The organism is Priestia sp. TSO9, assembly GCF_021029645.1.
Lineage (GTDB): Bacteria > Bacillota > Bacilli > Bacillales > Bacillaceae_H > Priestia > Priestia megaterium_E.
The window spans coordinates 311,490-334,583 of the sequence record NZ_JAJEKD010000015.1; the positions used below are offsets into that span (position 1 = coordinate 311,490).

25 protein-coding genes and 1 pseudogene are annotated in these 23,094 nt (G+C 39.1%); 12 read left to right on the plus strand and 14 right to left on the minus strand.

The genetic code is table 11. The features are described from left to right. Positions 1–133: 133 nt before the first annotated feature. On the plus strand, positions 134–1,138 hold the full coding sequence (locus LJC66_RS16385; RefSeq protein ID WP_195696556.1) for a DUF3231 family protein: 1,005 nt from the start codon (positions 134–136) through the stop codon (positions 1,136–1,138). A 236-nt stretch (positions 1,139–1,374) separates the two neighbouring features. Continuing rightward, entirely contained in the window at positions 1,375–1,905 is a 531-nt protein-coding gene (locus LJC66_RS16390) for a GNAT family N-acetyltransferase (RefSeq protein WP_050691450.1), read from the plus strand. 40 nt (positions 1,906–1,945) lie between these two features. Here LJC66_RS16390 and LJC66_RS16395 read toward each other — a convergent pair whose 3' ends face one another. Beyond that, positions 1,946–2,695 (minus strand): SDR family NAD(P)-dependent oxidoreductase, encoded by a 750-nt coding sequence (locus LJC66_RS16395; protein WP_230933033.1) that lies wholly within the window; start codon positions 2,693–2,695, stop codon positions 1,946–1,948. Positions 2,696–2,894: 199 nt separating this feature from the next. On the opposite strand from LJC66_RS16395, the gene LJC66_RS16400 reads away from it, so the two are divergent. Next, on the plus strand, positions 2,895–3,161 hold the full coding sequence (locus LJC66_RS16400) for a hypothetical protein (RefSeq protein ID WP_028409202.1): 267 nt from the start codon (positions 2,895–2,897) through the stop codon (positions 3,159–3,161). A 49-nt stretch (positions 3,162–3,210) separates the two neighbouring features. Here the strand turns inward: LJC66_RS16400 and cysI are convergent, their stop codons facing one another. Then, positions 3,211–4,932 carry an assimilatory sulfite reductase (NADPH) hemoprotein subunit gene (cysI, locus tag LJC66_RS16405; RefSeq protein ID WP_230933034.1) on the minus strand — a complete coding sequence of 574 codons (1,722 nt, stop codon included), beginning with the start codon at positions 4,930–4,932 and terminating at the stop codon, positions 3,211–3,213. 22 nt (positions 4,933–4,954) lie between these two features. Then, a complete protein-coding gene (locus tag LJC66_RS16410) occupies positions 4,955–6,763 on the minus strand; it encodes an assimilatory sulfite reductase (NADPH) flavoprotein subunit (RefSeq protein WP_230933035.1) in 1,809 nt (602 codons plus the stop codon). Positions 6,764–7,383: 620 nt separating this feature from the next. On the opposite strand from LJC66_RS16410, the gene LJC66_RS16415 reads away from it, so the two are divergent. Then, positions 7,384–7,566: a YolD-like family protein gene (locus LJC66_RS16415; protein WP_013083869.1), complete on the plus strand. Its 183-nt coding sequence runs from the start codon at positions 7,384–7,386 to the stop codon at positions 7,564–7,566. 25 nt (positions 7,567–7,591) lie between these two features. Then, a complete protein-coding gene (locus LJC66_RS16420) occupies positions 7,592–7,744 on the plus strand; it encodes a hypothetical protein (protein WP_013057796.1) in 153 nt (50 codons plus the stop codon). 34 nt (positions 7,745–7,778) lie between these two features. Here the strand turns inward: LJC66_RS16420 and LJC66_RS16425 are convergent, their stop codons facing one another. Then, a complete protein-coding gene (locus LJC66_RS16425) occupies positions 7,779–9,386 on the minus strand; it encodes an MDR family MFS transporter (protein WP_230933036.1) in 1,608 nt (535 codons plus the stop codon). A 22-nt stretch (positions 9,387–9,408) separates the two neighbouring features. After that, positions 9,409–9,861, minus strand: coding sequence for a MarR family winged helix-turn-helix transcriptional regulator (locus LJC66_RS16430; protein ID WP_050691444.1), 453 nt, complete (start codon positions 9,859–9,861; stop codon positions 9,409–9,411). Between the two features lie 158 nt (positions 9,862–10,019). Here LJC66_RS16430 and LJC66_RS16435 point away from each other — a divergent pair, with 158 nt between their 5' ends. Beyond that, positions 10,020–10,781 carry a MerR family transcriptional regulator gene (locus LJC66_RS16435; protein WP_195696551.1) on the plus strand — a complete coding sequence of 254 codons (762 nt, stop codon included), beginning with the start codon at positions 10,020–10,022 and terminating at the stop codon, positions 10,779–10,781. Between the two features lie 239 nt (positions 10,782–11,020). On the opposite strand, the gene LJC66_RS16440 is transcribed toward LJC66_RS16435, so the two are convergent. From LJC66_RS16440 to LJC66_RS16455, 4 genes are all read right to left on the minus strand, one after another. Further along, positions 11,021–11,554, minus strand: coding sequence for a GNAT family N-acetyltransferase (locus tag LJC66_RS16440; RefSeq protein ID WP_230933037.1), 534 nt, complete (start codon positions 11,552–11,554; stop codon positions 11,021–11,023). Positions 11,555–11,598: 44 nt separating this feature from the next. After that, positions 11,599–11,970 carry a hypothetical protein gene (locus tag LJC66_RS16445; RefSeq protein ID WP_050691441.1) on the minus strand — a complete coding sequence of 124 codons (372 nt, stop codon included), beginning with the start codon at positions 11,968–11,970 and terminating at the stop codon, positions 11,599–11,601. A gap of 42 nt (positions 11,971–12,012) precedes the next feature. Further along, positions 12,013–12,204 carry a hypothetical protein gene (locus tag LJC66_RS16450; RefSeq protein WP_014459359.1) on the minus strand — a complete coding sequence of 64 codons (192 nt, stop codon included), beginning with the start codon at positions 12,202–12,204 and terminating at the stop codon, positions 12,013–12,015. An 84-nt stretch (positions 12,205–12,288) separates the two neighbouring features. Beyond that, the gene (locus tag LJC66_RS16455) at positions 12,289–12,561 is read right to left on the minus strand and encodes a hypothetical protein (RefSeq protein ID WP_230933038.1); all 273 of its coding nucleotides are present in this window, start codon (positions 12,559–12,561) and stop codon (positions 12,289–12,291) included. A gap of 219 nt (positions 12,562–12,780) precedes the next feature. Here LJC66_RS16455 and LJC66_RS16460 point away from each other — a divergent pair, with 219 nt between their 5' ends. Both LJC66_RS16460 and LJC66_RS16465 read left to right on the plus strand, forming a co-directional pair. Continuing rightward, positions 12,781–13,014 carry a hypothetical protein gene (locus LJC66_RS16460; RefSeq protein WP_050691440.1) on the plus strand — a complete coding sequence of 78 codons (234 nt, stop codon included), beginning with the start codon at positions 12,781–12,783 and terminating at the stop codon, positions 13,012–13,014. A gap of 15 nt (positions 13,015–13,029) precedes the next feature. Beyond that, positions 13,030–14,139 (plus strand): GerAB/ArcD/ProY family transporter, encoded by a 1,110-nt coding sequence (locus LJC66_RS16465; protein ID WP_195696548.1) that lies wholly within the window; start codon positions 13,030–13,032, stop codon positions 14,137–14,139. A 20-nt stretch (positions 14,140–14,159) separates the two neighbouring features. Here LJC66_RS16465 and LJC66_RS16470 read toward each other — a convergent pair whose 3' ends face one another. Further along, positions 14,160–14,876 (minus strand): CPBP family intramembrane glutamic endopeptidase, encoded by a 717-nt coding sequence (locus LJC66_RS16470; protein WP_050691438.1) that lies wholly within the window; start codon positions 14,874–14,876, stop codon positions 14,160–14,162. Between the two features lie 219 nt (positions 14,877–15,095). Between LJC66_RS16470 and LJC66_RS16475 the strand changes: the two genes are divergently transcribed. Beyond that, complete coding sequence (locus LJC66_RS16475; protein ID WP_230933039.1) at positions 15,096–16,283, plus strand: macrolide family glycosyltransferase; 1,188 nt, start codon at positions 15,096–15,098, stop codon at positions 16,281–16,283. 32 nt (positions 16,284–16,315) lie between these two features. Here the strand turns inward: LJC66_RS16475 and LJC66_RS16480 are convergent, their stop codons facing one another. Continuing rightward, on the minus strand, positions 16,316–16,813 hold the full coding sequence (locus LJC66_RS16480; protein ID WP_195696545.1) for a DUF6584 family protein: 498 nt from the start codon (positions 16,811–16,813) through the stop codon (positions 16,316–16,318). An 80-nt stretch (positions 16,814–16,893) separates the two neighbouring features. On the opposite strand from LJC66_RS16480, the gene LJC66_RS16485 reads away from it, so the two are divergent. Continuing rightward, positions 16,894–17,172: an RNA polymerase sigma factor gene (locus LJC66_RS16485; RefSeq protein ID WP_230933040.1), complete on the plus strand. Its 279-nt coding sequence runs from the start codon at positions 16,894–16,896 to the stop codon at positions 17,170–17,172. 21 nt (positions 17,173–17,193) lie between these two features. Here LJC66_RS16485 and LJC66_RS16490 read toward each other — a convergent pair whose 3' ends face one another. Then, positions 17,194–17,511, minus strand: coding sequence for a hypothetical protein (locus LJC66_RS16490; RefSeq protein WP_195696543.1), 318 nt, complete (start codon positions 17,509–17,511; stop codon positions 17,194–17,196). A 209-nt stretch (positions 17,512–17,720) separates the two neighbouring features. On the opposite strand from LJC66_RS16490, the gene LJC66_RS16495 reads away from it, so the two are divergent. Both LJC66_RS16495 and LJC66_RS16500 read left to right on the plus strand, forming a co-directional pair. Then, positions 17,721–17,840: a DUF4023 domain-containing protein gene (locus tag LJC66_RS16495; RefSeq protein WP_013057809.1), complete on the plus strand. Its 120-nt coding sequence runs from the start codon at positions 17,721–17,723 to the stop codon at positions 17,838–17,840. A gap of 171 nt (positions 17,841–18,011) precedes the next feature. After that, positions 18,012–19,052: pseudogene (locus LJC66_RS16500) on the plus strand (alkene reductase); the annotation flags it as partial. Positions 19,053–19,081: 29 nt separating this feature from the next. Here the strand turns inward: LJC66_RS16500 and LJC66_RS16505 are convergent. Together LJC66_RS16505 and LJC66_RS16510 are read right to left on the minus strand one after the other, a co-directional pair. After that, positions 19,082–19,804: a GDSL-type esterase/lipase family protein gene (locus LJC66_RS16505; RefSeq protein WP_195696541.1), complete on the minus strand. Its 723-nt coding sequence runs from the start codon at positions 19,802–19,804 to the stop codon at positions 19,082–19,084. A gap of 244 nt (positions 19,805–20,048) precedes the next feature. Then, positions 20,049–23,087: an efflux RND transporter permease subunit gene (locus LJC66_RS16510; protein ID WP_230933042.1), complete on the minus strand. Its 3,039-nt coding sequence runs from the start codon at positions 23,085–23,087 to the stop codon at positions 20,049–20,051. Between the last annotated feature and the right edge of the window lie 7 nt (positions 23,088–23,094).

Sequence of the window (23,094 nt, forward strand, 5' to 3'; positions counted from 1 at the left end):
CAACTATCTTACTATAATAACCGCTACTGAAGCTTTTAAATAAATTAAAAAGAAGCATATTCCTATAAATAAAAGAAATACTAATGAAGCTATACATATTTACCTATCACTATTTTCAGGAGGAATGTGTACAATGAGCACATCAAAACTTCCGCCGCTCACGTCCTCGGAGCTTGCTAACTTATGGATGACTTATCAAGAAAAAACGATGATTTTGAGGTTTCTAGAATATTTTCTGGAAGATAAACAAGATTACAAAGAACTTTTTGAGCTATATTATAGCCGATCTTTAAAAAGTGTAGCTCGAATTAAAGAAATATTTGAGAACGAAGGCGCTGTTATCCCAATTGGTTTTACGAAAGATGACGTGAACGTAGGAGTTCCTAAACTATATGACCACATGTTCGAAGTCATGTATATACGCTTAATGTCTCAAATTGAAACAGGACTGTTTGCTTTGCATTCGACCATGTCTTACCGAGAAGATGTCCGAAATTTCTTCGTAGAGGCAACAGCAGAAGCACAGGACATATACAATCAATCCACACAAGTATTGTTAGAAACGGGTGTCATCGCAAAACCCCCATACGTTTCTATGCCTAAGGAAGTCCATTTTGTCCATGAACAAAACTATATAGGCGGATTGAGCTGGTTTAGCGAAAAACGATCGCTGAATACCATTGAAGTGTCACTTATTCAACATGCTGTTGATACAAATCTTGTAGGAATGCAGCTGATGATTGGTTTTGCTCAAGTGGCCAACAACAAAGAGGCACAGCAGCATTTTGTCAGGGGTATGAAGCTTTCGAAGAAAATTGAAACAGAACTAGGTGATATTTTACGCCATAGCTACATAGAACCCCCGGCTACTCATGCCGGAAAAGCGACGAATTCAACCGTTCCTCCTTTTTCAGATAAGCTGATGATGTACAATACGAGTCTTTTGAGTACGTTCGGTCTGGGGAGTAATGCTTTAGGAGGAGCCTTTAGTTTAAGAAGTGATTTGCCATTAAAGATGCTCCAGCTTGCAAAAGACATTTACAGTTTGGCGAAAGAAGGCGGCAAAATTATGATTCAAAACGGATGGCTTGAAGAGCCTCCTCAAATTGAAGATCGCAATCAGTTAACTAAAAAATAGGTTCTTTCCTGCAGGAAAGCTAGCTGCTCTACGTGCAGCTAGCTCTATTTGTTTTTTTAGTATACTGTTTTTAGTGCTAGTACGTAACAAATGTTTGCGTTATTTAGAAGCTGTTCCTGTCTTTTTCTTAGTCGTTTAGCTCATATTTCTACTTAATTTATAACAGAAAAATAAAATAAAAGGTATTTTCTCTGAGCTGACGAAATCTTTCTATATAAAATAGAAAGGAGAAAAGTATGTTTCCTATTCTTCGTACACCTCGCACTACACTGCGTGAAATAACAGAAGCGGATGCAGATACTATTTTTGACTGCTTCTCTCAGAAAGAAGTTATTAGATATTACGGGCAAGAAAAATTTACAACTATTCAAGAAGCTCTGGTTCTAATTGATATTTTTGCTGAAAATTACAGAAATCAAAAAGGCGTGCGCTGGGGAATTGAACGGCTCGATACGGGGGAACTAATCGGGACAGTTGGATTTAATCAGTGGAACCAAAAGCATAAGCGCGCGGAAATTGGCTATGAGCTACACCCTCAGCACTGGGGTCATGGCTATGCTTCAGAAGCTGCTTCGGCTGTTATGGCTTATGGATTCGATACCCTTCAGCTAGTGCGGATTGGAGCTGTTGTGTTTCTTGAAAACAAAGCATCACAGCATGTTCTTGAAAAGCTCGGGTTTCAAAAAGAAGGAGTGTTAAAAAACTATATGTATCAAAACGGAAAAGCTCACGATACGTTTGTTTATAGTTCACTGCCTACTACATAATAAAAAAGGATTCTTTTCTTAAAAAGAATCCTTTTTCGTTTTATTTAAATGCCGCATACCCATCATCAGCCATGATGACGCTGCCGTTTACAGCTCCCGCTTCTTCTAAGGAAAGCAAATAAACCATATCTGCAATTTGTTTTGGTGCAGTGAGCTCCCTGCTCATCGTTTTCACTTTCATTCCTTCAATCATACCGCTGTCTTTATAGCCTTGAATAATGGGCGTATCAACAAATCCTGGTGCAATGGCGACGACGCGAATACCGTATTTAGCGAGATCTAGCGCAGCTGATTTCGTCATCATCACAACAGCCCCTTTTGTTGCGTGATAAGCATACGTTCCGGGTGAGGCTAAAAAGCTAAAAATAGATGCCGTATTAATAATAACTCCTTTAATACCCAACTCTCTCATTTTTCTACTCGCCGCCATAATCCCGTATGTAACGCCGTGCTGATTTACATTAATAATACGGTGATATTCTTCTAAATCTTGATCTAAAATAGATGTTGGACGTCCAATACCTGCATTGTTAAACATAACATCAATTCGACCAAATTTGTTCACCGTTTTCTCAATTAGTGCTTCTACTTCTTCAAACTTTGTGACGTCCGTTCTCACAAACAAAGCGCTACCGCCAGCTTCTTCAATTTTTTGAAGAGTCTCTTTACCTTTCCCTTCATCATAATCAGCAATGACGACGGCGTCTCCTTTTTGCGCAAACTTTAAGGCAGTTTCTTTGCCAATTCCGCTTGCTCCCCCTGTAATAACCGCTACTCGTTTTTGCTGCATGTTTCTCCCTCCTTGGTGAAAATTCCTTGCTTTTACATTATAGCATTCTTTTTTTCTATCAGCTGTTTCTATCAATTACTTCATTGCCGTGAAATTGGTTAACTGGGACATAGTTGAACGCCTTTTTTAATAAAAATCAGCGTGTGTACAAGCAGTCTGTCATTTTTGGCATTTACTATAGTGTAAGGAGGTGATGGCTATGCATGAACACACAGGTAATGTATCTATCCCACGTCCTCCGGATGTGGTGACAATTCTGTGGGAGCGAAATCCTTTGGATAGACAAGCTCCTCGTACTGTCGTAGAAGCAACAGTAATCGGCAGCGCAAAGCCTTGCGGACGCTTGTTAGCTCAAGGTCAGCGCTACCGCACTGCAGCTCATTGTTTACTTGACAACGGCTTTGAACAAATTACTGCTGAAAGATTAGGAGTATTTGGAGTAGCTGTATTTGTTAGAGAATATTAAAATAGAAAAAGGGACCTTTCTGTAAGTTAGAAAAGTCCCTCTATACATATTACGCGTGGAAATTCGTGCCGTCTGTTACAGCTTCAATTACTCCAGCGCGGATGACAAAGTCACCAAAGTGCTCCCCTTCTTCTCTTTCTTTTGCATAGCGAGGAAGTAAGACGCGCAGTTCATTTAAAATTTCTTCTTCACTGATATTTTCACGGTACATTTTGCTTAAACGGCTGCCGTCAAATGCTGCTCCAAGATACATATTGTATTTACCCGGTGCTTTACCAATAAAAGCAATTTCACCTAAAGCAGGACGTGCACAGCCGTTAGGACAGCCCGTCATACGAATCGTGATTTCTTTATCGCGAAGACCATTTTCATCTACAATTGCTTCAATTTTCTCAAGAAGAACTGGGAGATAACGCTCAGCTTCTGCCATCGCAAGCCCACAAGTCGGAAGCGATACGCAAGCTAATGAGCTGCGGCGAAGAGCCGAATAATGCTTGCCGTCAGTTAATCCGTATTGTTCGATAAGATCACTAATTTGTTTTTTCTTTTCAGTTGATACGTTCGCGATAATTAAGTTTTGATTGGCCGTTAAACGGAAATCACCGCTATGAACTTTTGCAATTTCACGAAGACCCGTCATAAGCTTATAGTCTTCAAAGTCAGCAATACGTCCACCTTGAACAAAAAGAGTAAAGTGCCATTTTCCTTTTACACCTTTTTCCCAGCCGTAGCGGTCGCCGTTGTGATCAAAGTGATAGGATTTTGCTTCGTCTAAGCTCCAGCCCAGACGCTTTTCAAGCTCTTCTTTTACCGTTTCTAATCCAAGACGATCAACCGTGTATTTAAAGCGCGCGTTTTTACGCACAGAGCGGTTTCCATAATCACGTTGAATCGTAATGATTTTTTCCGCTACTTCTAGAATTTGGTCAGGTCGACAGAACCCAATCACTTTTGCAAGCTGAGGGTACGTTGCTTTATCTCCGTGCGTCATGCCCATACCGCCGCCGATTGCTACGTTAAATCCAACAAGTTTCTCGTCTTCTAAAATGGCAATAAGTCCAAGGTCTTGTGAATACACGTCAATATCGTTAGAAGGTGGAACAGCTACGCCAATTTTGAACTTTCTTGGTAGATATAGCGGACCATACATTGGTTCCACTTCTTCTTCCACTTCCGGTGTACTGATCACTTTTTCTTCATCTAGCCAAAGTTCGTGGTACGCTCTTGTACGAGGCAATAAGTAATCACTTAATTTTTTTGACCATTCGAATACTTCAGCATGTACTTCTGACTGATACGGATTCGGATTGCACATTACGTTACGGTTTACATCTCCACAAGCTGCAATTGTGTCTAATAAAGAAGCATGAATTTCTTGAATCGTTTTCTTCATGTTCCACTTTAAAATGCCGTGCATTTGGAATGCCTGACGAGTTGTCAGCTTTAACGTTCCATTTCCGTATTTTTGTGCTAAATCATCCATCACTAGCCACTGTTCTGGTGTTGAAACACCGCCTGGCGTACGGACGCGAAGCATGAATTGGTAAGCTGGCTCTAGCTTTTGTTTTTGACGTTCGTTACGAAGATCTCGGTCATCTTGCAAGTAGCTTCCGTGGAACTTCATTAAACGATTATCGTCTTCAGAAATACCTGAGCTGATGCGGTCGAGCATTGTTTCTCCTAATGTACCGCGCAAATAATTACTTTCATCCTTTATGCGCTCAACGTCACTTGGAGGACCTTCGGGCGCTTTTAAAATTTTGTTTACCATGTTGAAAATCTCCTTTCAATCCTCAGTATACATCACGCTGATAACGTTTTTGTTTCTTCATTTCAGCAAGGTAACCTTCCGCCTGTTCACGGCTCATCTTGCCTTCTGTTTCGATAATTTCAACTAGCGTGTTGTGCACGTCGCGTGCCATATTTGTTTTATCTCCGCACACATAAAAAGATGCGCCTTCTTCTAACCATTGGAATAATTCTTTACTATGTTCGAGCATACGGTTTTGTACGTATACTTTCTCTTCAGTATCGCGTGAAAACGCCACGTCCATTTTTGTCAGTACGCCATCTTTTAACCACTTTTGCCATTCTGTTTGGTAAAGGAAGTCTGTTACGAAGTGCTGATCTCCAAAGAACATCCATGACTTACCTTTTGCTCCTGTTTCTTCACGCTCTTGCATAAACGAGCGGAACGGAGCCACACCTGTACCAGGTCCTACCATAATAATTGGCGTTTCTTGATCTTGAGGAAGCTTAAAGTTTTTATTGCTTTGAAGGTATACAGGAATCGTATCGCCTGGCTGCAAACGTTCTGAACATAGGACTGAACAAACACCTTTACGCTCGCGTCCATGCGCTTCGTAGCGTACCGCTCCGATTGTTAGATGAACTTCATCAGGGTTTGCTGATAAACTGCTTGCAATCGAGTAAAGGCGCGCTGGCATTTTACGTAAAATGGCTACAAACTCTTGTGCCGATACGTTCCATGGGCCGAAGTCACGAACTAAGTCAATCACATCACGGCCTTGTGTGTATGCTTTTAATTCCTCGCGATTTTCTACAAGCGCTTTTAACTTATCGTTTCCAGTAAGCTCAGCTGCTTGCTTTAAAAGCGGTTTTGTTAAAACGGTAATTTCAAAATTAGAGATTAGCGCTTCTCTAAGAGGACGCGTTTCTCCTTCTTTATTCACCGTTACACTTTCACTTGCATCCCACTTGAATTCGTTAAGAAGAAGATCAACAAGCTCCGGGTCATTTTCAGGATAAATACCTAAACTGTCTCCTGGTTCATACGTCAAACCTGAACCTTCTAGAGATAGTTCTAAGTGTCGCGTTTCTTTATTTGATCCGCGGCCGTTTAAGTTTAAGTTCTCAAGCACTTCTGCTTTAAAAGGATTTGTTCTTGAATATGGTGAAGTTCCTGCAGGAGCTTCCGCTGGAACAGCTGCCGAAGCGCTGTGTCCTTTCGCTTCGCTTAATCCGTCAATAACACCTTTAAGCCATTTATTCGCGGGCTCTTCAAAATCTAAATCACAGTCAACGCGCGGATACAGTCTTTCACCGCCAAGTTCCGCTAAGCGCACATCAAATTCTTTTCCTGTTTGACAGAAAAATTCGTATGAGCTGTCTCCAAGCGATAAGACAGAGAAACGGAAGTTCTCAAGTTTTGGCGCTCGACGGCCGTGAAGAAATTCATGGAAAGATAGCGCATTATCAGGCGGCTCTCCTTCTCCATGTGTACTTACGACAATTAATAAATTTTCAAGTTTCTTTAAATTATTTGGTTTGAAATCATTCATAGAAGATACAGTTACATTAAAACCTTTTGCTTCAAGCGTTTTGCCTGTATTTTCAGCAAGTCCTTGAGCATTTCCTGTTTGTGATCCGTAAAGAATCGTTACGTCTTTTGAAACCTTCTGTTTCGTTTGATCAGGCGCTGCTGTAGAAACGTCTGGCGTTCCTTCGGCAGACGTAGATTGAGATGCTGTTAAATAACCGCTCAACCACATTTGTTGTGCTTCTGTTAATGTCGGCAGAAGGCGATTAAGCAAATCTGCTTGTTCTTGATTAAAAGGGCTGTTTACTACCTTAAGTTGCAACACTGTCCACCTCACAAAAATATATAATTTAAATATGTATGCTTTTACGAATCATCTTCAACAACATTTAATACCTGTGTCTAATTAATCAATGATGTTTCCCTTCATACATTATTATTCCTATAGATTATATCAAATTTAATTATATAAATCATTAGAAAATTCTTATCAAATTCGTCTACCTGCATTTTATCGGAGAAGAATAAATTAGTAAAATACATATAATTGATAACTAGTATTAAGATGATTAATAATTGAAGCTGTCATTACGTTTTTTATAAATGCAGTTACTTCCATATTTGTTCATTCTACATCCTTCACATGAATATGAATATTTTGTAATTTTTAGAGAAGTTTTGTAGAAACGGTTTTCTTTCTCATCAGAATGTTACATAATAAATGTAACATTAATCCTTTTAAAAAACACTATACAGAAAAGACAGTATATTCTGAAACTTAGGACAGTTTATAGATGAGCTAGCAACCTTTTATTCGATCTATTCATACACGTTAGAGAATATAAAGGGAAGCTTTTGCAGTACATACAATTCCCTTTTGCTCATCTCAAATGAAAGGACTGGCTTTTAAATCAGGTAATCTTTTTTAAGGAGGCTTCTTAAATGTTTTTACGAGAATTAACGAAAAGTGGGACGATAACTGTTTCTTACTATAAAGATGGAACGTTGCAAACGTGCAAAGGCCGCGTGCACAACTTAAATCTCCATCAGCAAATTCTATCCGTAAAAGACGAAAATGAAGCCGTTGTTTCCCTTTTGCTTTCTGATATTAAATCCATTCATTAGTATGTAAAATTAAGGAGGAATTACCATGTGGAAAGATAATAAGCAAGCGCTTACAGATTTTGTGTCAGAAGATAGGTTTGAACTGAACTTATATTTAACGTATTTACTTGATCAAATTTCGTATGACACGTCTAAACAATCCCCTTTTCTTCGTAAGCCTAATGAAACCACTAGTTGATATAGAAAAAAGCGCACAAATTTGTGCGCTTTTTTTAATGTGATGGCTCTACTTCAGCAATGCCTTCTTCTGGTTTTTCTTCGGCTTTTTTATTTGAAAGGTTGATCTGCCTTAAGAATAATGTGCATACCGCCCCTAAAACAATAAAAGCTAAGCCCATGAAAAAGACGCTGTGCAATGCGCTCATTAGCGAGGTCTTCAAAATTGGCACAATGCTGTCTGAAAGCACAGCTGGAATACTCTTTAGCGCCTCAGGGCTAAACAGCATCTGCAGCACACTTTCAGGATTCGTATCAATTGCTTTTTTAAATCCGTCTGCAAAAGCACTTGCTTGAGCAGGCAATGTGTTTAAATATGGAACGAGTTTGTCAGTAAGAAGTGTACCTGATTTTGCATTCATTACCGCTCCTAAAATGGTAATACCGAACGTTCCTCCGATTGAACGGAAAAATTGACTTGATGATGTAACCACACCGAGCTCTTCTTTTGAAAAGCTTTCTTGAAGAGCAAGCGTTAAAATTGGCATCACAAGACCCATTCCTAAACCGATTATGGCCATATAAGAAGTGGCAACAAGCTTGCTAGTACGAAGGTCTAAAGTTGTTAATAAAAAGAACCCTCCTGCCATAATAAGCATACCCGTTACGATTTGAGGTTTGATTCCAACTTTATAAACAAGCTGCCCTCCAATAATACTCGTTACGATCATTGAAATCATCATCGGCGTCATAATGGTACCTGATTCCGAGGCACTGACTCCAACGATTCCTTGCATAAAGAACGGAACAAACGTAATGGCTCCGAACATGCCGATGCTCATAAAAAAGCCAATGATATTTAAAAGCGTAAACGTTCGATTCTTAAATAAATACATCGGAAGAATCGGCTCTTTTGCTTTCGTTTCCACAATAATAAAGCTTATGATCCCAACAACAGCAAGTGTAAATAGACTAACAATTTGCCAAGAGTTCCAGTCATAGTCTTTTCCTCCAAAGCTTAGGGCCAGAAGCAAGCTCACTACTCCGATAACCATTGTGAACATACCGGCTACATCGAATTTCACAGGTCCCGTATGTTTCTTTCCTTGAAGTCCCAGTGCAATAAAAACGGTAGCGAGTATCCCTACCGGCAAGTTGATGTAAAACACCCATTTCCAGTTCAGTGAATCAACAATCCATCCGCCAATTTGTGGACCGATGACAGAAGCAAGACCGTAAATTCCTCCGAATACTCCTTGAAACTTTGCTCGTTCTTTTCCTGTAAATAAATCACCAATTACAATCATTGCCATCGGCATCATAACGCCGCCGCCAATTCCTTGTAATGCACGGAATAAAATAAGCTCTGTCATATTATTTGCCATTCCACATAAAGCAGAAGCAACCATAAAAATAATAAGTCCTGTAACATAAATTACTCTGCGTCCTACTAAATCAGCGAGCTTCCCTGCAATCGGAACAACCGTTGTGGATGTTAACAAATAGGCTGTTGTCAGCCATGTCATCATGCTTAAACCACCAAGGTCTCCGACGATTCTTGGCATAGCTGTTCCGACAATGGTTCCATCAAGTGCAGAAAAGAACATCGCAATAATTAAGCCAATTAATAAAAGCGTGCGCTTTGAATTTTTTTGATTTTCCATCGTGTGTCTCTCCTCTTTTTTGTTACTGCTGCTTATTTTTATAAGAAGCAGCTGATGTTGCAAGCTTTTTCGTAATAGAAGCCATCATGGAAAGCTCTTCTTCTGTTAGATGCAAAAGATAGCGGTCCATAATGGCTTTTCGACTATTCAGCACATCTTCAAGCTTGCGATGCCCAAATTCCGTTAAAGTAATATCAACGACTCGTCTGTCCTCTTTATTATGTTCTCTTACAACAAAATTGTGCTGTTCGAGACGATCTACTAAAAGAGTCACGGCGCTCGGTTTTACATCCATTAGTTCTGCAATTTGAGAAACCTTACTGCTCCCTACTTTCTTTAAATAAGAAAGAACAAATAATTGCGTAGGAGTCATCTCATGCTCATTTAAACTCTCCATCATTTCGGGCTGCATTTTTTCAAATAGCACTTGAAGCGATGAACGAATCTCTCCAAGATACTGATTGCTTTTTGTCACATCTATTCCTCCAGGCTTGCTTATTTATTTCATGTCATAAATAGTTAATGCTAATTAAATATAAATGCGTATAAACTAAAAGTCAATTATTTCTTTTTTAGTATTGACCCTTACGCTGCGTTATATTTTATAGTAGATTTCAGAAGGGAGATGAAAGAATGAACAGAAAAGTAAAAGAAGTTGCTGACTTAGTAGGAATCAGCGTCCGCACGCTACATCACTATGATGAAATCGGGCTATTAAAACCTGATGCCGTTAGTGAATCCGGCTACCGGCTTTATTCACCGGCTAATCTGGATATGCTTCAGCAAATATTATTTTTTAAAGAGCTTGGCTTCCCTTTAAAACAAATTCACGAGATTATAGCAGACCCGACGTTTAATCGCACAGAAGCGTTGATACTGCAAAAAAACATGCTGATTGAAAAACGCAGTCGGCTCGATCAAATGATCGTAACCATTAATAAAACGATTCAATATGAAGAAGGAGCGATTGAAATGAACGAAAAAGAGCGGTTTAACGGACTGGATTTTTCGCATAACCCATACGAAGAAGAAGCACGGAAGCGCTGGGGAAACCAGCGGGTAGATGAAGCGAATGAAAAAGTACAAAGCTTCTCACAAAAAGAACAGCAGCACATGTCAAACGAATGGGAAAGTATCTACACTCACTTAGCTTCGCTTCGTGATCTGTCACCCTCTTCTACAGAAGCTCAAAAAGCTATTGCGACATGGTATCAATTTTTAAATGAGAACTTTGGAACGTATTCATTAGAAGCCTTTAAAGGTCTTGGAGAAATGTATGTGCAAGATGAGCGGTTTACAACTACCATTGACAGCTATGGAAAAGGATTAGCCAAATTTATGAACGAGGCGATGAGTGTATTTGCAGACGCTAAAAATAATAAACCCAAAGACTGAGATATAACTAGGTCAATTCAATCTAAAGAAGAACAATTAGCATATATGATCTGACCTGCTTGTTCCGCCGCTGTTGATTTCCGTCCAAGGCTTCGCGTTCCGCGGGCACCGCTGAGCCTTCAAAACCGCTAGAAGCACCTGCCTATATGAAGCCTATGTTCATCACCACAATGAAAAAATCCGAACGATTCATCGTTCGGATTTTCATTCACTTGATATACTTTTGTTCCAGCCTCTTTTTATAAATGAAGACCCATAAGCATTGTATTATAGTACACGCCATTTATATAGGTGTCTTTTTCTTTTAATCCTTCTGTTTGAAACCCTAGCTCCCTGTATAAAGAAATAGCTCTTTGGTTATCTTCTCGCGTCACAAGTTCGATTTTTTTTGTTTGTTTATTCGTACGTGTCCATTCAATCAGCTCAATCATTAGCTGTCTGCCTAACCCTAGCCCGCTATAAGATTTCTCTACTACAATACCGAGGGTTCCCACATGCTTATTACGCGGGTTTTGAGACGAGGTGATGGATGCAATACTAATGATTTTCTCTTCTTTTTCAGCCACAACTATAAGAGCATTTTGCTCTTGTTTTACAGAAGCTAAAAACAGTCCGTACTCTGAAAGAGGTGTAAGAAACTCACCTTCTCCAAATGAAAGAAAATCGCTTTCTCCTCCTACGCGGTTGTAAAAAGCAATCATTTTCTCTGCGTCTTTCGGTGCTGCTTCTCGAATGCTGACGCCTATACCGTTCTTTAATGTACGTAGACTCATATACTTATCTTCCTTTTGGTTATTCTTGTTTGCTTAGCCGAGTTTTAGCGCTGTTTTTCTCTCCACTGATCTAACCACATGCGATTTCCTAAAGCTGTAAAATCATTTTCATCGGCGTAGCGTTCAATGACGGAAAGCGCGTTGTCCTCAAGCATTGGTGAATAGCTCATGATTTCTAAAATATGATGTGCAGCCCATAGGTCAATTCGGTAAGTAGGATTCGTCAGCAGTGTTGCAAATTCAAACAGCATGCCTGGATAATATAAATGAATGAGCTGCGCAATTTTTTTCATATCCTCTGCAGCTCGATTGCCTTTTTTTACAGATTTTTTATTTCGATAATCGATTTCATAATGAATTTTGGCGCTTTTTTGATAAAGATCAACTAGCGTTTCATACGTACGGTGTTTCCGCATTTCTCATCTTCCTTTGCTTCTAGATTTCCTCGTTTGAAGATGCTATAGTTCATTTTTAGGTTTCATATATTCAAATAAATGCAGCAAAAATATAATACTTCCGCCAATACACATCACAAAACTTAACGTAGCAGGATACTGAATAAAGAAACCGACAACACCAAAAATCAGCATAGCAAGCGCTCCTATCATCATAAACAGATGATAAGCCGGTGTATTTTCTTCATTATTCATACATAACTCCTTTTCACTATTTTTTAAGTTATTAAAAAGATATGACACTTCTTTTGGACTATGATCTTTTATTTTGCTGCCGCTTTATTTCTTTAGCTTAGCACGAAGTAACGTGAGAAGGCCTCCTCCAAACATGACGCCACCCACAATTTGATACAGATGTATGTAGCTTTTTATCGTTTCAAGATACAGATCCGTGTCTGCGTTCCCTTGACTTTCTAGCCATTTTTGACCCATGACCTGCCCTGTTGCAACGCTTTTTAACAAAACGACCAGGCCTCCAAGCATGACAACAGCGGCGATAATAAGCTGCACCTTTTCTTTGTCATCTAGCATTTTTTTGAGCTCATCTGCCATATATATCTCTCCCATCCTTACCTTGTTATGTATCTACTTGTTTGTACTCATGCTGTTTTTCTATTATAACGCTCAACTTGGTCATTATAACACGGTTTTGCCCTGCCTTTAGTCTTACTTTTCATAAATGAAGCCTTTTTGGGTCATACTATCTTTGAAACACAGGCGTCTTTAACATCCCTTGATCATTTTTAAAGGGTTACTAATCGAGGTTGATACATGCTTATATTTTTAGGGATTTTTTTACTTTGTGCAGCTGTTTGTTTAGTAGAAATACCTTATTTAAAAAAAGTGAACAGTAAAAAAGAAAAGCGAATGTTTTGGAGTTTGTTCATAGTAAGCATTTTAATTGTTAGTTTAAAGTACGGCGGTGTGGAGATCCCTAACCCTGGGGACGGCATTGCTTTTTTATTAAAACCTTTTAGTGATTTTTTGTTCAGTCTGTTGAAATAAAAGGAAGTGAACAACGTGCACAGTCAGATGAAATTATCCGCAGCACAGTTTCGAATACTCGTCATTTTTTATAGTTTAGGCGACACTATTTTAGTTGTGCCTGGAAGCTTAACGGCTGACTCTAAACAAGAGGCATGGATTCCAGCTATTTTAGGCGTAGGTGTAGGCGTTTTACTTGTATGGATGTATATCAAACTCTCTAGCCTTTATCCGAATAAAACGCTCATAGAACTAAACGAAGCCATTTTAGGAAAGTGGCTAGGAAAGTTTGTCTCTCTTTTATTTGTCGCTTCTACTCTTCTTTTTTGCAGTCAAGTTTTGTTTTACGTGGGCTCGTTTCTAACAACTCGTATTATTATTCAAACGCCTATGCTTGCTGTTCATATTTTGTTTATGGGAATTGTGATTGTCGGTGTTCGGCTTGGCATTGAAACGATTGCCCGCTGTGCCGAAATTCTCTTTCCATGGTTTGTTATTCCGTTCTTAATCTTAGTTTTTTCGATCTTCCCTCAAATTCATTATGAGAACTTGCAGCCTTTGTTAGAGGTAGGCGTTAAGCCTATTATCAGATCTATTCTGGTATTTACAAGTATTACGTCTCTCACTTTTATTGTATTGCTAACCGTTTTCCCTGCTCACGTAGGGGAACCAGATCAGCGAAACCGCGCTTTTTTTACGGGAAGCTTAATCGGCGGAGGCATTATGATTATTATCTTATTACTTGGCATTCTTGTACTTGGAAATACGTATACACGTATTGCTTTATATCCAAGCTATGAGCTTGCAAGACGGATCGAAGTTGCGGATTTTCTAAAAAACATTGAAGTCATTATGGCTATTATGTGGTTTTTATCTCTTTATTTTAAAACATCTCTCTACTATTATGCGACCGTTTCTGGACTCGCTCAAATTCTTGAATTAAAAAACTACCGAGTTTTAACTCTTCCGCTAGGCATTATTGCCGTTACATTTTCACTTATCGTGTATCCAAGCATTCCATATGAACAAACGTGGGACAGAGATACGTGGATTCCGTACAGTCTGTTATTTGGATTGTTTTACCCTCTTGGATTATTAATAGTTGGGAAAATTCGCGTAAAGCATTCTGCGTCTTTATCCAAATAAAAAAGCCGCTTAAGCGGCTTTTAAAAGAACACGGTTATACTCACTAATCCATTCCACAGCATATGTAAAATCATAGATGGAAAAATAGATTTTGTTCGGTAATAAATAATGGCAAAGACAAGTCCCATGACGGTAGCTGTAATCGGAAAGCCAATATGTAAAAGACCAAATACAAGAGCGGAAACGAAAATGCCCACAAGCATGTGGTGGCGTTTAGTTAAGAAACCACATAAAACACCTCTATAAAGCAGCTCTTCTTTAATAGGGGTGATAACTGCTACACTTATAAAAAATATCCAGCTCGAAAGCAGCGTTTGATTAAAACTGCCTTGATTTAAATCTTTTTGCTGCTGATCTGCGCTTTCTACGTTTAAAAATGAAAGCATCACGTACTGCACCGCGGCTACAATTAAAAAGCCTACTACAATATATACATACGTTTTTCTTTCTTTTAATACTGAGAAGTTCCACATAGGCTTTAAAAATCTGCGCACAGGCCTGTACAGCACGGCAACGCCTAGAAAAAACGCCGCGTCTACCAGCAGAGCATATGGTCCTTCTAATAAAATTCCCGTCATATTTGAACCTGTAACTTCATCGTAAATAGCTACTCCAATTCCGGCTATAATCTGCAGGCCAAAGCCCAACACAATAAATAGAAGCAGCGTGAAGTAAGTAAACTCTTTTTTCTTTTTAGGCTTTAAAACCGGTTCTGAATTTGTTGATAACGTACTCAAAATAGCAACCTCCAAAAATGATTCTTTCTCTCTAGTGCTCTCAAAATTCTACCATAATCTCCGCTTAATTATGTTATTTTTTAGGAAAAAAGTTATATTTTTTCACATTTTACACACAAAGGTAGAGTTTGAAAAGATAAATGAGCTAGTCAAATTAGTTGTCAACTTCCTTATATTTGATTACGCTTGAAGAAATCTTACCGAAAGTGAAGTGAAAAAATGGCAAACATTTTAATGATTAATTTTCCCGCTGAAGGTCACGTAAACCCAACGCTTGGAATGGTAAAAGCTTTTTCAGACCGAGGTGATACCGTTCATTACATTACGGCCGAGCGTTTTAAAGAGCGCCTTGAAAACGCCGGGGCTATCGTACACACTCACCGAGACTTATTAAGCGGTGTATCCATCAAGCCTGAAACTCCTCAAGGAATCAACGCGTTTTTAAATATCCACATCCAAACGTCTTTAGATACACTGAAGCTTGTTCATACATTATCAAAAAAAAATGACTTTGACTTTGTGTTTTACGACAAGTTTGGAGCAGGCGAATTAGTGCGTGATTATTTGCGGATTCCCGGAATTGTATCCTCTGCTTCTTTTTTAATGCCAAAAGAACGCCTAGCAATGATGCCTCTGCATCCGGATTCAGGCGTTCCATTTAAACCTGACGAAAAAGCTCAGTACGGGCTCAGCTTGCTAAAAAATCAGTTTGGCGTAGAACCTAAAAATCTGCTTCAATTTATGAACAATGAAGGAGAATTAACGGTCGTATATACAAGCCGCTTTTTTCAGCCGCTTCATGAACATTTTGATGACTCGTGTTTATTTATTGGGCCAAGCTTTCCAAAGCGTCGCGGCTCTCACGATTTTCCGCTAGAAAAGCTAAAAGACGAAAATGTTCTTTATATTTCAATGGGAACGGTGCTTCATGATGTAGAAGGCTTTTTCAACCTTTGCATCGACGCATTTAGCGACTTTGATGGAAAAGTTGTGATTGCAGCAGGAGACCGGGCTGATTTTAAAAAAATAAAAAAAGCACCCGAGCATTTTATTATTTCCCCCTATGTTCCCCAGCTTGACGTGTTAAAAGAAGCGGACGTTTTTATCACGCACGGCGGCATGAACAGTGTGAATGAAGCTATTCATTTTAACGTACCGTTAGTCGTTTTACCTCACGGAAAAGATCAGCCGCTCGTTGCTCAAAGGCTCGTGGAGCTAAACGCCGGTTATCGCTTAGCAAAAGAAACGGTAAATGCCTCTCTTTTACGGAGTGCCGTTGACGAAGTCGTCCGTGACGACCGCTACAAAAAAGGAATTCAAGAAATCAGCGCAAGTTTCCAACAGGCATCCGGTCCGGCTGCAGCAGCTGAAACAATTGTAAATCACATAGTGAAGCAGCATTCATAAAGAAAAGGTGCACATCTTGTGCACCTTTTTTATTAAAACAGCCATGTACAAACTGTATATACGCCAATGATTAGTAAACTGACGACTGTAAGGAAAATCAATGCACATCCAGCTGCGATAAGTTTATCACCTATCGTTTCTTCCTCCGGCGGTTCAATCAATTTTTCTATTACCGTACGCTGAGTTTGTGAGAGCATTTCCTGTATGCGTAAATCGTGAATTTGCTCTTTATCTCCTTTGAATTTTAATGCTCTTGCAATCATAGCTGGATTGTCGCCACACTCCTTTTCAAAGAGCTGACAAGCGCGAATCATTTCCACCGTTTTTTCTTTTTCTAAATACCAGTAGCGTCCCGCCATTTGAAGATCTTGAAGATGAAAATAAATATCTCCGAGTTCTTTTCGCAAAGACAGCTCATTTGGATACGTAACGAGCAAACCGTGCAGGCGGTCTCTCACTTTCCCCAAGTTCCCTTGTTCGATATCTCGTTGAATATTTTGTCTTGTTTTTTTTGATACTACATCGCTCATAAGCCTCTCCTTTTTAGGTGTTTATACTCACCTTAACAAGGGTACAATGAACTATAATTGATTTTCGAAGGGGCTCGGTTATGAACAATGATCTTTTACTCATTCAGGAGATAAAAATCCGAAAGAAAGAAGCACTTCATCAGCTTTACAATCGATATGAATTGCTTTTGTATCGTCTTATCTATTCAGCAGTAAAAGATCCACATGCTTGCGAAAGCATCTTAACGGAGCTATTCAAAGAAATTTGGCATTCCCCTGATCTTTTGGTCAAAGAACGTACGCTTTCTCTTTCATTGTGCAAGCAGTGTGCAAAAAATATAAAGAAGCACAGCCAGAACTCAGAGAGGATCTCGTCGTAAATCATTTGTTTGCTGTACATACTATGAATATAAATCCATATGACTAAAATAATCAAAAATGTGATGGAAATCTGTAATCTTTATGCTATGAGTGCTGTAAGCAACGATTATTTCAGCCAGCATAAGAACGAATAAAATGGCCAATAGCACCTTAACAAGCGGAAATTGCCGGAACTGAGGAGAAAAAAGCAGCTTACTGACTGTATACAAAAACAGCAGGATAAAGTAGATCATCATGGCATTTGTCGCCTGAAGGGGCACATTCCAGACAAATATGTACACGCTGAATGTCAAAATTAAAATAAACGACATTTCTTTCCCGCTAAAAAAATCACTCATTGCGTAACACCTTTTCTTGTTCATGAATGAATAAGAATTTATAAACTCACGAAACATTAACGTTATTTTTACAACAGTATACACGATTTTCCTGTTAATTTCTATATACCGGTGGATATATGGAGCGGCTTTTAGCGAATTGGCGTCATGTTTTTACAGGCAATGGGTTATAGTAACAGGGAAAGGCTCATAAAGGAGGTTTAGATAATATGGAAAACACAAATGAATTTGTTCAAAAGCTGAATGATAATCAAGAAAAGCAGCGTAAAAATAAGCAGGGTCAAGCTACTGGACATCCTGAGAAAAAACTTCCTAATAAACAGCATTAATGTTGTAAAAGTTGGCTGTAAAGACAGCCGACTTTTTTTTGAACTTTTTTCGGAAGTCGAAATGTTTGAAGATAAAACAAATCCCCTGTTACAATAAACTGAACCCGCTGCAAAACGTTCGCAGCTATACTTTCCTCTTAAGGAGCTGAATATAAAATGAGTACATTTGAAAAACTATTCCAACCAACAAACATTGAAGCATTTGATTTACACACTCGTACAGCAATGGCACCGATGACAAGATGCTTTGCTGATCCAGAGACAGGCGTAGTCGGTCAAGACGTTGTAGACTATTACCGCCGCCGCGCAAAGGATGGTATTGGCTTAATTATTAGTGAAGGAATTGTTATCAGCGAACGCGCTAAAGGAAATCCTGGCGTTCCGGGTATCTATACCCAAGAACAAATTGATTCATGGAAGCCTGTAACGAAAGCTGTTCACGAAGAAGGCGGCACGATTATCGCTCAAATTTGGCACGTTGGCCGCTTGAGTCATTCCGGGTTAATCAATGGACATAAACCTCAGGCACCTTCCGCTATTGCAGCACAAGGCCAAGTGCCTCGTTTCCGCAAGCCCTACGAAGAGCCTGAAGAAATGTCAAAAGAAGATATTAAAGAAGTTGTAGGACAGTATGCTCAAGCCGCTAAAAATGCCATTGAAGCAGGATTTGACGGCGTTGAAATTCACGGTGCTCACGGCTATTTAATCGATCAGTTTAATTCAGACTGGTCTAATAAACGCACTGATGAGTACGGAGGCGACCTTGCACAGCGATTAACGTTTATGAAAGAAGTGATTTCTGCTGTTATCGACGCCATTGGAAAAGAGCGCGTTGTGATTCGCTTCTCTCCTCATAAGCTTGATAAACCCGACTATCGCTGGGACGACACTGAAAAAGCTATTCAAACATATACAGAAGCATTTAAAGAAACAGGAATTGAGATCATTCATCCGTCTATGCTGGACTTTTATGAAGATGTTCAAAACGGTCAAAATCTTTATGAAATTACGCGTAAGTACTGGGATGGACCGATTATCGGTGTAGGTGACTTAACGCCTGAATCAGCTGAAAAAGCGCTGCAAGCCGGCTGGATTGACGTAGCTGCTATTGGCCGCCCGCTTATTTCAAATCCTGATTATTTACAGCGCATTAAAAACGGTGAGTCTCTTGTCGAATACGATGCTAAAAAACATTTACCAGAGCTTATCTAAAAAAAAAGCGCTCCTTCCGGAGCGCTTTTTTATTGGTTTACGTATGCCTGAACCTCTTGTTTCCAAATAGCATAGCCTTGGCCTTTTAAATGAAGACCATCAACCGTGAAATTACTTTTTAACTGATTATGTGTAGATACTTTCGAATACAGGTCAATGTAAGAATCATTGTGTTTCTTAGCCAGACGCTCTAAATAGTTATTTAATGCGATAACATCTTTATTGTCCACTGCGTCGCCGCATTTTTTATTGTTCACGGGCAGTACACTTTGAATGTAGACTTTTGTATTTGGTGATTCTTTATGAATACGTTCAAGAATTTCAGCGTAATTGGCTTTGGTTTTTTTTACAGATTTTTGCTCGTTTAAATCGTTAATGCCAATCATTAAGAAAATCTTTTTTGGCTTAGCATCTGTAATACTTTTTAGACGATGCAATACCCCTTCTGTTGTATCATCGGCTACGCCTCGATTGACAATCTGCTTATTATGAAAAAGTTCGCTCCATTCAGAGCGCTGGGTAATGCTATCACCGAGAAATACGATTGACTCTTTAGGAATACTTAATTGCTTAAACAAAGTGGTCCGTTCAATGTAATAAGGATTATCTTTATAGCTTTGCTTAGACGAATCCTTAGATGACAGCGGATTTTTCATTGCGCTGCTGCTTGTGGCATAAAAAGCAAAAACACCTATGAAAAGGACATTTAAAATAATGGAACTGATAAATACAACTTTCTTTGTTGAACTCACGAAAACGACACTCCTGTACTTTGTATGTTTTTAGATAACTCTACGAGGATATAGTAAAGCTTCCTGTTAACACTCTTTCCCTCCATACAAGACATTTAATCATTTTTTGTAAATAATGATTTTACACAAAAAAGAAACGGCGCTCGAAAGCGCCGCTTCTTTTTCTATAATATAAGGGGTTAAAACGTACTTTTATTATAACATATAGTCTATGGTCATATTTTCCTCTATTAGAAAATAGTTCTTATGTCGTTTCTTTTTCCAGCTGTTTTTCTCTTTTTACTTGCTTTGCGAAGAAGAGTTCGTATACCACTGGAATAATAATTAAGGTAAGAAGGGTAGATGACGTAAGCCCCCCGATTACCGTGATAGCTAAGCCTTTTGAAATCAGCGTTCCACTTGACGTAGTAAGCGCCAGCGGAATTAATGCAGCAATGGTAGCAAATGCCGTCATTAAAATTGGACGCAAGCGCGTTTTCCCAGCTTCAATAAGGGATTCGCGGATTGTCATGCCTTTTTGTTCACGATTTTGGGTAATTCGATCTACAAGCACAATCGCGTTTGTTGTAACAATTCCGATCAGCATTAAGAATCCAATCATGACGCTGACAGATAGCGGTTCTTTTGCAAGGACTAGGCCAACTAACGAACCGATTGGCACAAAAATGAGTGACGATAAAATGATAAATGGAATGCGCGCTTTTCCAAACGTAACGAGCATCGTTAAATACACAAGGCCAATTGCTGTTAAAATAGCTAGACCTAGAGATTGGAAGACTTCCACTGTCTCGTCGCTTCCGCCTCCACCGTCCAAGCTCACATCTTTTGGCAAGTCTAACTTTTTCACTCCATCTACAACATCTTTGGTCACAGCTTGAACATCGTCGCCTTTAATGTCTGCTTCTACTCGCGCAAATACTTTGCCGTCAAGCTTTTGAATAGAAGTGAACGTATCAATTGTACGAACGTCAGCGATATCTTTTACTAACACAGGCCCTCGCTCTGTAAATACTTGAAGATCTTTAATTTCTTTTACTGAACTAAGATCTTTATCGTACGAAAGCTGAACCGCTCGTTTTGTATTGTCTAATTTTAAGTCTCCAACGGATACTGGTTTGGTTTGATCAGAGATTGTACCAAGCAGCTGAAATCCAGATACTCCGTACTCTGCGGCTTTATCAGGATCTACTTCTACTACAAGCTGCTTTTGCTTATCTGAGAAGTTATTTGTTACATATTTAAGACGTTTGTCTTTGTTTAAGTGGTTTTCCACTTGCTTAGCTGCCTTTTGCAAGTCATCTAAATTGGAAGAATATAAATCAACCGTTACGTTATTATTTGTAGGAGGCCCTCCTGTTGATGCTTCTTGCACATTAACTGTTGCTTTCGGTGATTCTTCTTTCGTGATGCTTTCCATTTTCTTTTGAACTTTATCAATAAACGTATCAACATTCACGCCTTCTTTTACGTTCAAGAAATAGCCAACTTGGTTCGGGCGTTTTACACCTGTTGAAAAGTCGCGTGATCCAACTTCCGTGGTCACATCTGAAATTTCATTTTGATCCGCAAACATCTTTTCAATTTTTAAAGATACATCGTTTGTTTTTTCAAGTGATGTAGATGCCGGTAATTGAACATTGGCTTGAAGCATTTTTTGTTCTTCATTTGGAATAAACGTAAAGCCAAGTGAAGGAATAAGCGCAAATGAGCCAAACAGTAAAATAAAGGACAAAATTAAAATTTTGATTTTATGATTAAGCGACCATGCAATCGCTTTTGCATATCCGCGCTGCAGCTTTCCTTCTTTTTCTTCAGGCGGAACTTTTTTAAATGCAAACTTTGCTAGAATAGGCACGATTGTAATCGCTACAAGAAGAGATGCTAACAGTGAAAAAACAACTGTTAAGGCAAACGGCAAGAAGAACTCTCCTGTAATTCCTCCAACAAAGCCGATTGGCAAGAATACCACAACCGTTGTAATCGTAGACGAGGTAATGGCTTTTAAAATCTCTTTTGTGGACGATTCGACAAGCTCATTGCTCATGCCTTCTTCTGAACGGCGTACGCGTCTGAAAATATTCTCAATCACAACAATACTGTCATCCACTACGCGCCCAACGGCTACAGCCATTCCGCCTAGTGTCATAATGTTAAGTGAAATATCAAGCTGGTTTAAGAAAATAGCTGATACTAACAGCGATAATGGAATTGATATAATCGCAATGATTGTAGCACGGAAGTTACGCAAGAAAATCAGCACGGCAAGTGACGCAAATAATGCTCCGAGCAATCCTTCACGCACTAATGTTTCAACAGACTTTTCAATGCCTTCAGCTGAGTCAAAGCCGATTGCGTAGTCTAACTGATCGTCATATTTTTTCAAAATTTTCATCGTTTCGCTTGCCACTTCAACCGTATTGGCATCTTGTTTTTTTGTGATGGCCATCGACAGCGCATCTTTGCCGTCATAGCGCGTATATTCGCCTTGTTCTGTTACGGCTTCGACTTTGGCAATATCGCCAAGCTTCACAGGCTTTGCTTCAGGATTCATCGTAGATTTCAGCTGGATTTTCTTTAATGCATCGATCGTCGCAACTTTTTCTTCTACTCGCACTGGAATTTGAAGCTCTTTTCCGTTTAATGTTCCTGCTGGGAATGAAACAGCTTTTTGATTAATTTGTTCTTTCATCTCATCAAGCGTTAAGCCAGCTTGAGCTGCTTTTTCTTTATCGACCGTAATTTGTAAAAGGTCCTCTTTCACGCCGCCAACTGAGACGGAGTTAATGCCTTGAATTTTATTCAATTCAGGAATCACTTCATCGTTTAATACTTTTTCAAGATTTGCATCATCTTTCGCAAACAGTGAAATGTTGAAAATCGGGAATGAACCAAACGAAAAACGATTTACGTCTACATTTGATGACTCTGGTAAATCTAATTCTTTTATCGACGAGTTAATTTGCTGTTCAACTTTATCTAAATCCGTATTAAACGGGAATTCTAAATTAATAATACCAACGTTTTCATACGATACGCTTTGTACGCTTTTAACGCCTTCAATTCCTTTCACTTGGTCTTCGATTTTCGACGTGACGCTTTCATTTACGTCATCAGGAGAAGCCCCGGGATACGTTGCTTCAATGGACAGCTGCGGAAATTCGATATTCGGCAGTAAATCAATTTTTAGTTTTGAAAATGAATATAGCCCCGCTAAAATAAGTAAAAATGAAACGATAAACACAGCTACCGCATTTTTTAAACTAAATCTCGTCAAAAAATTCATCTTTTTC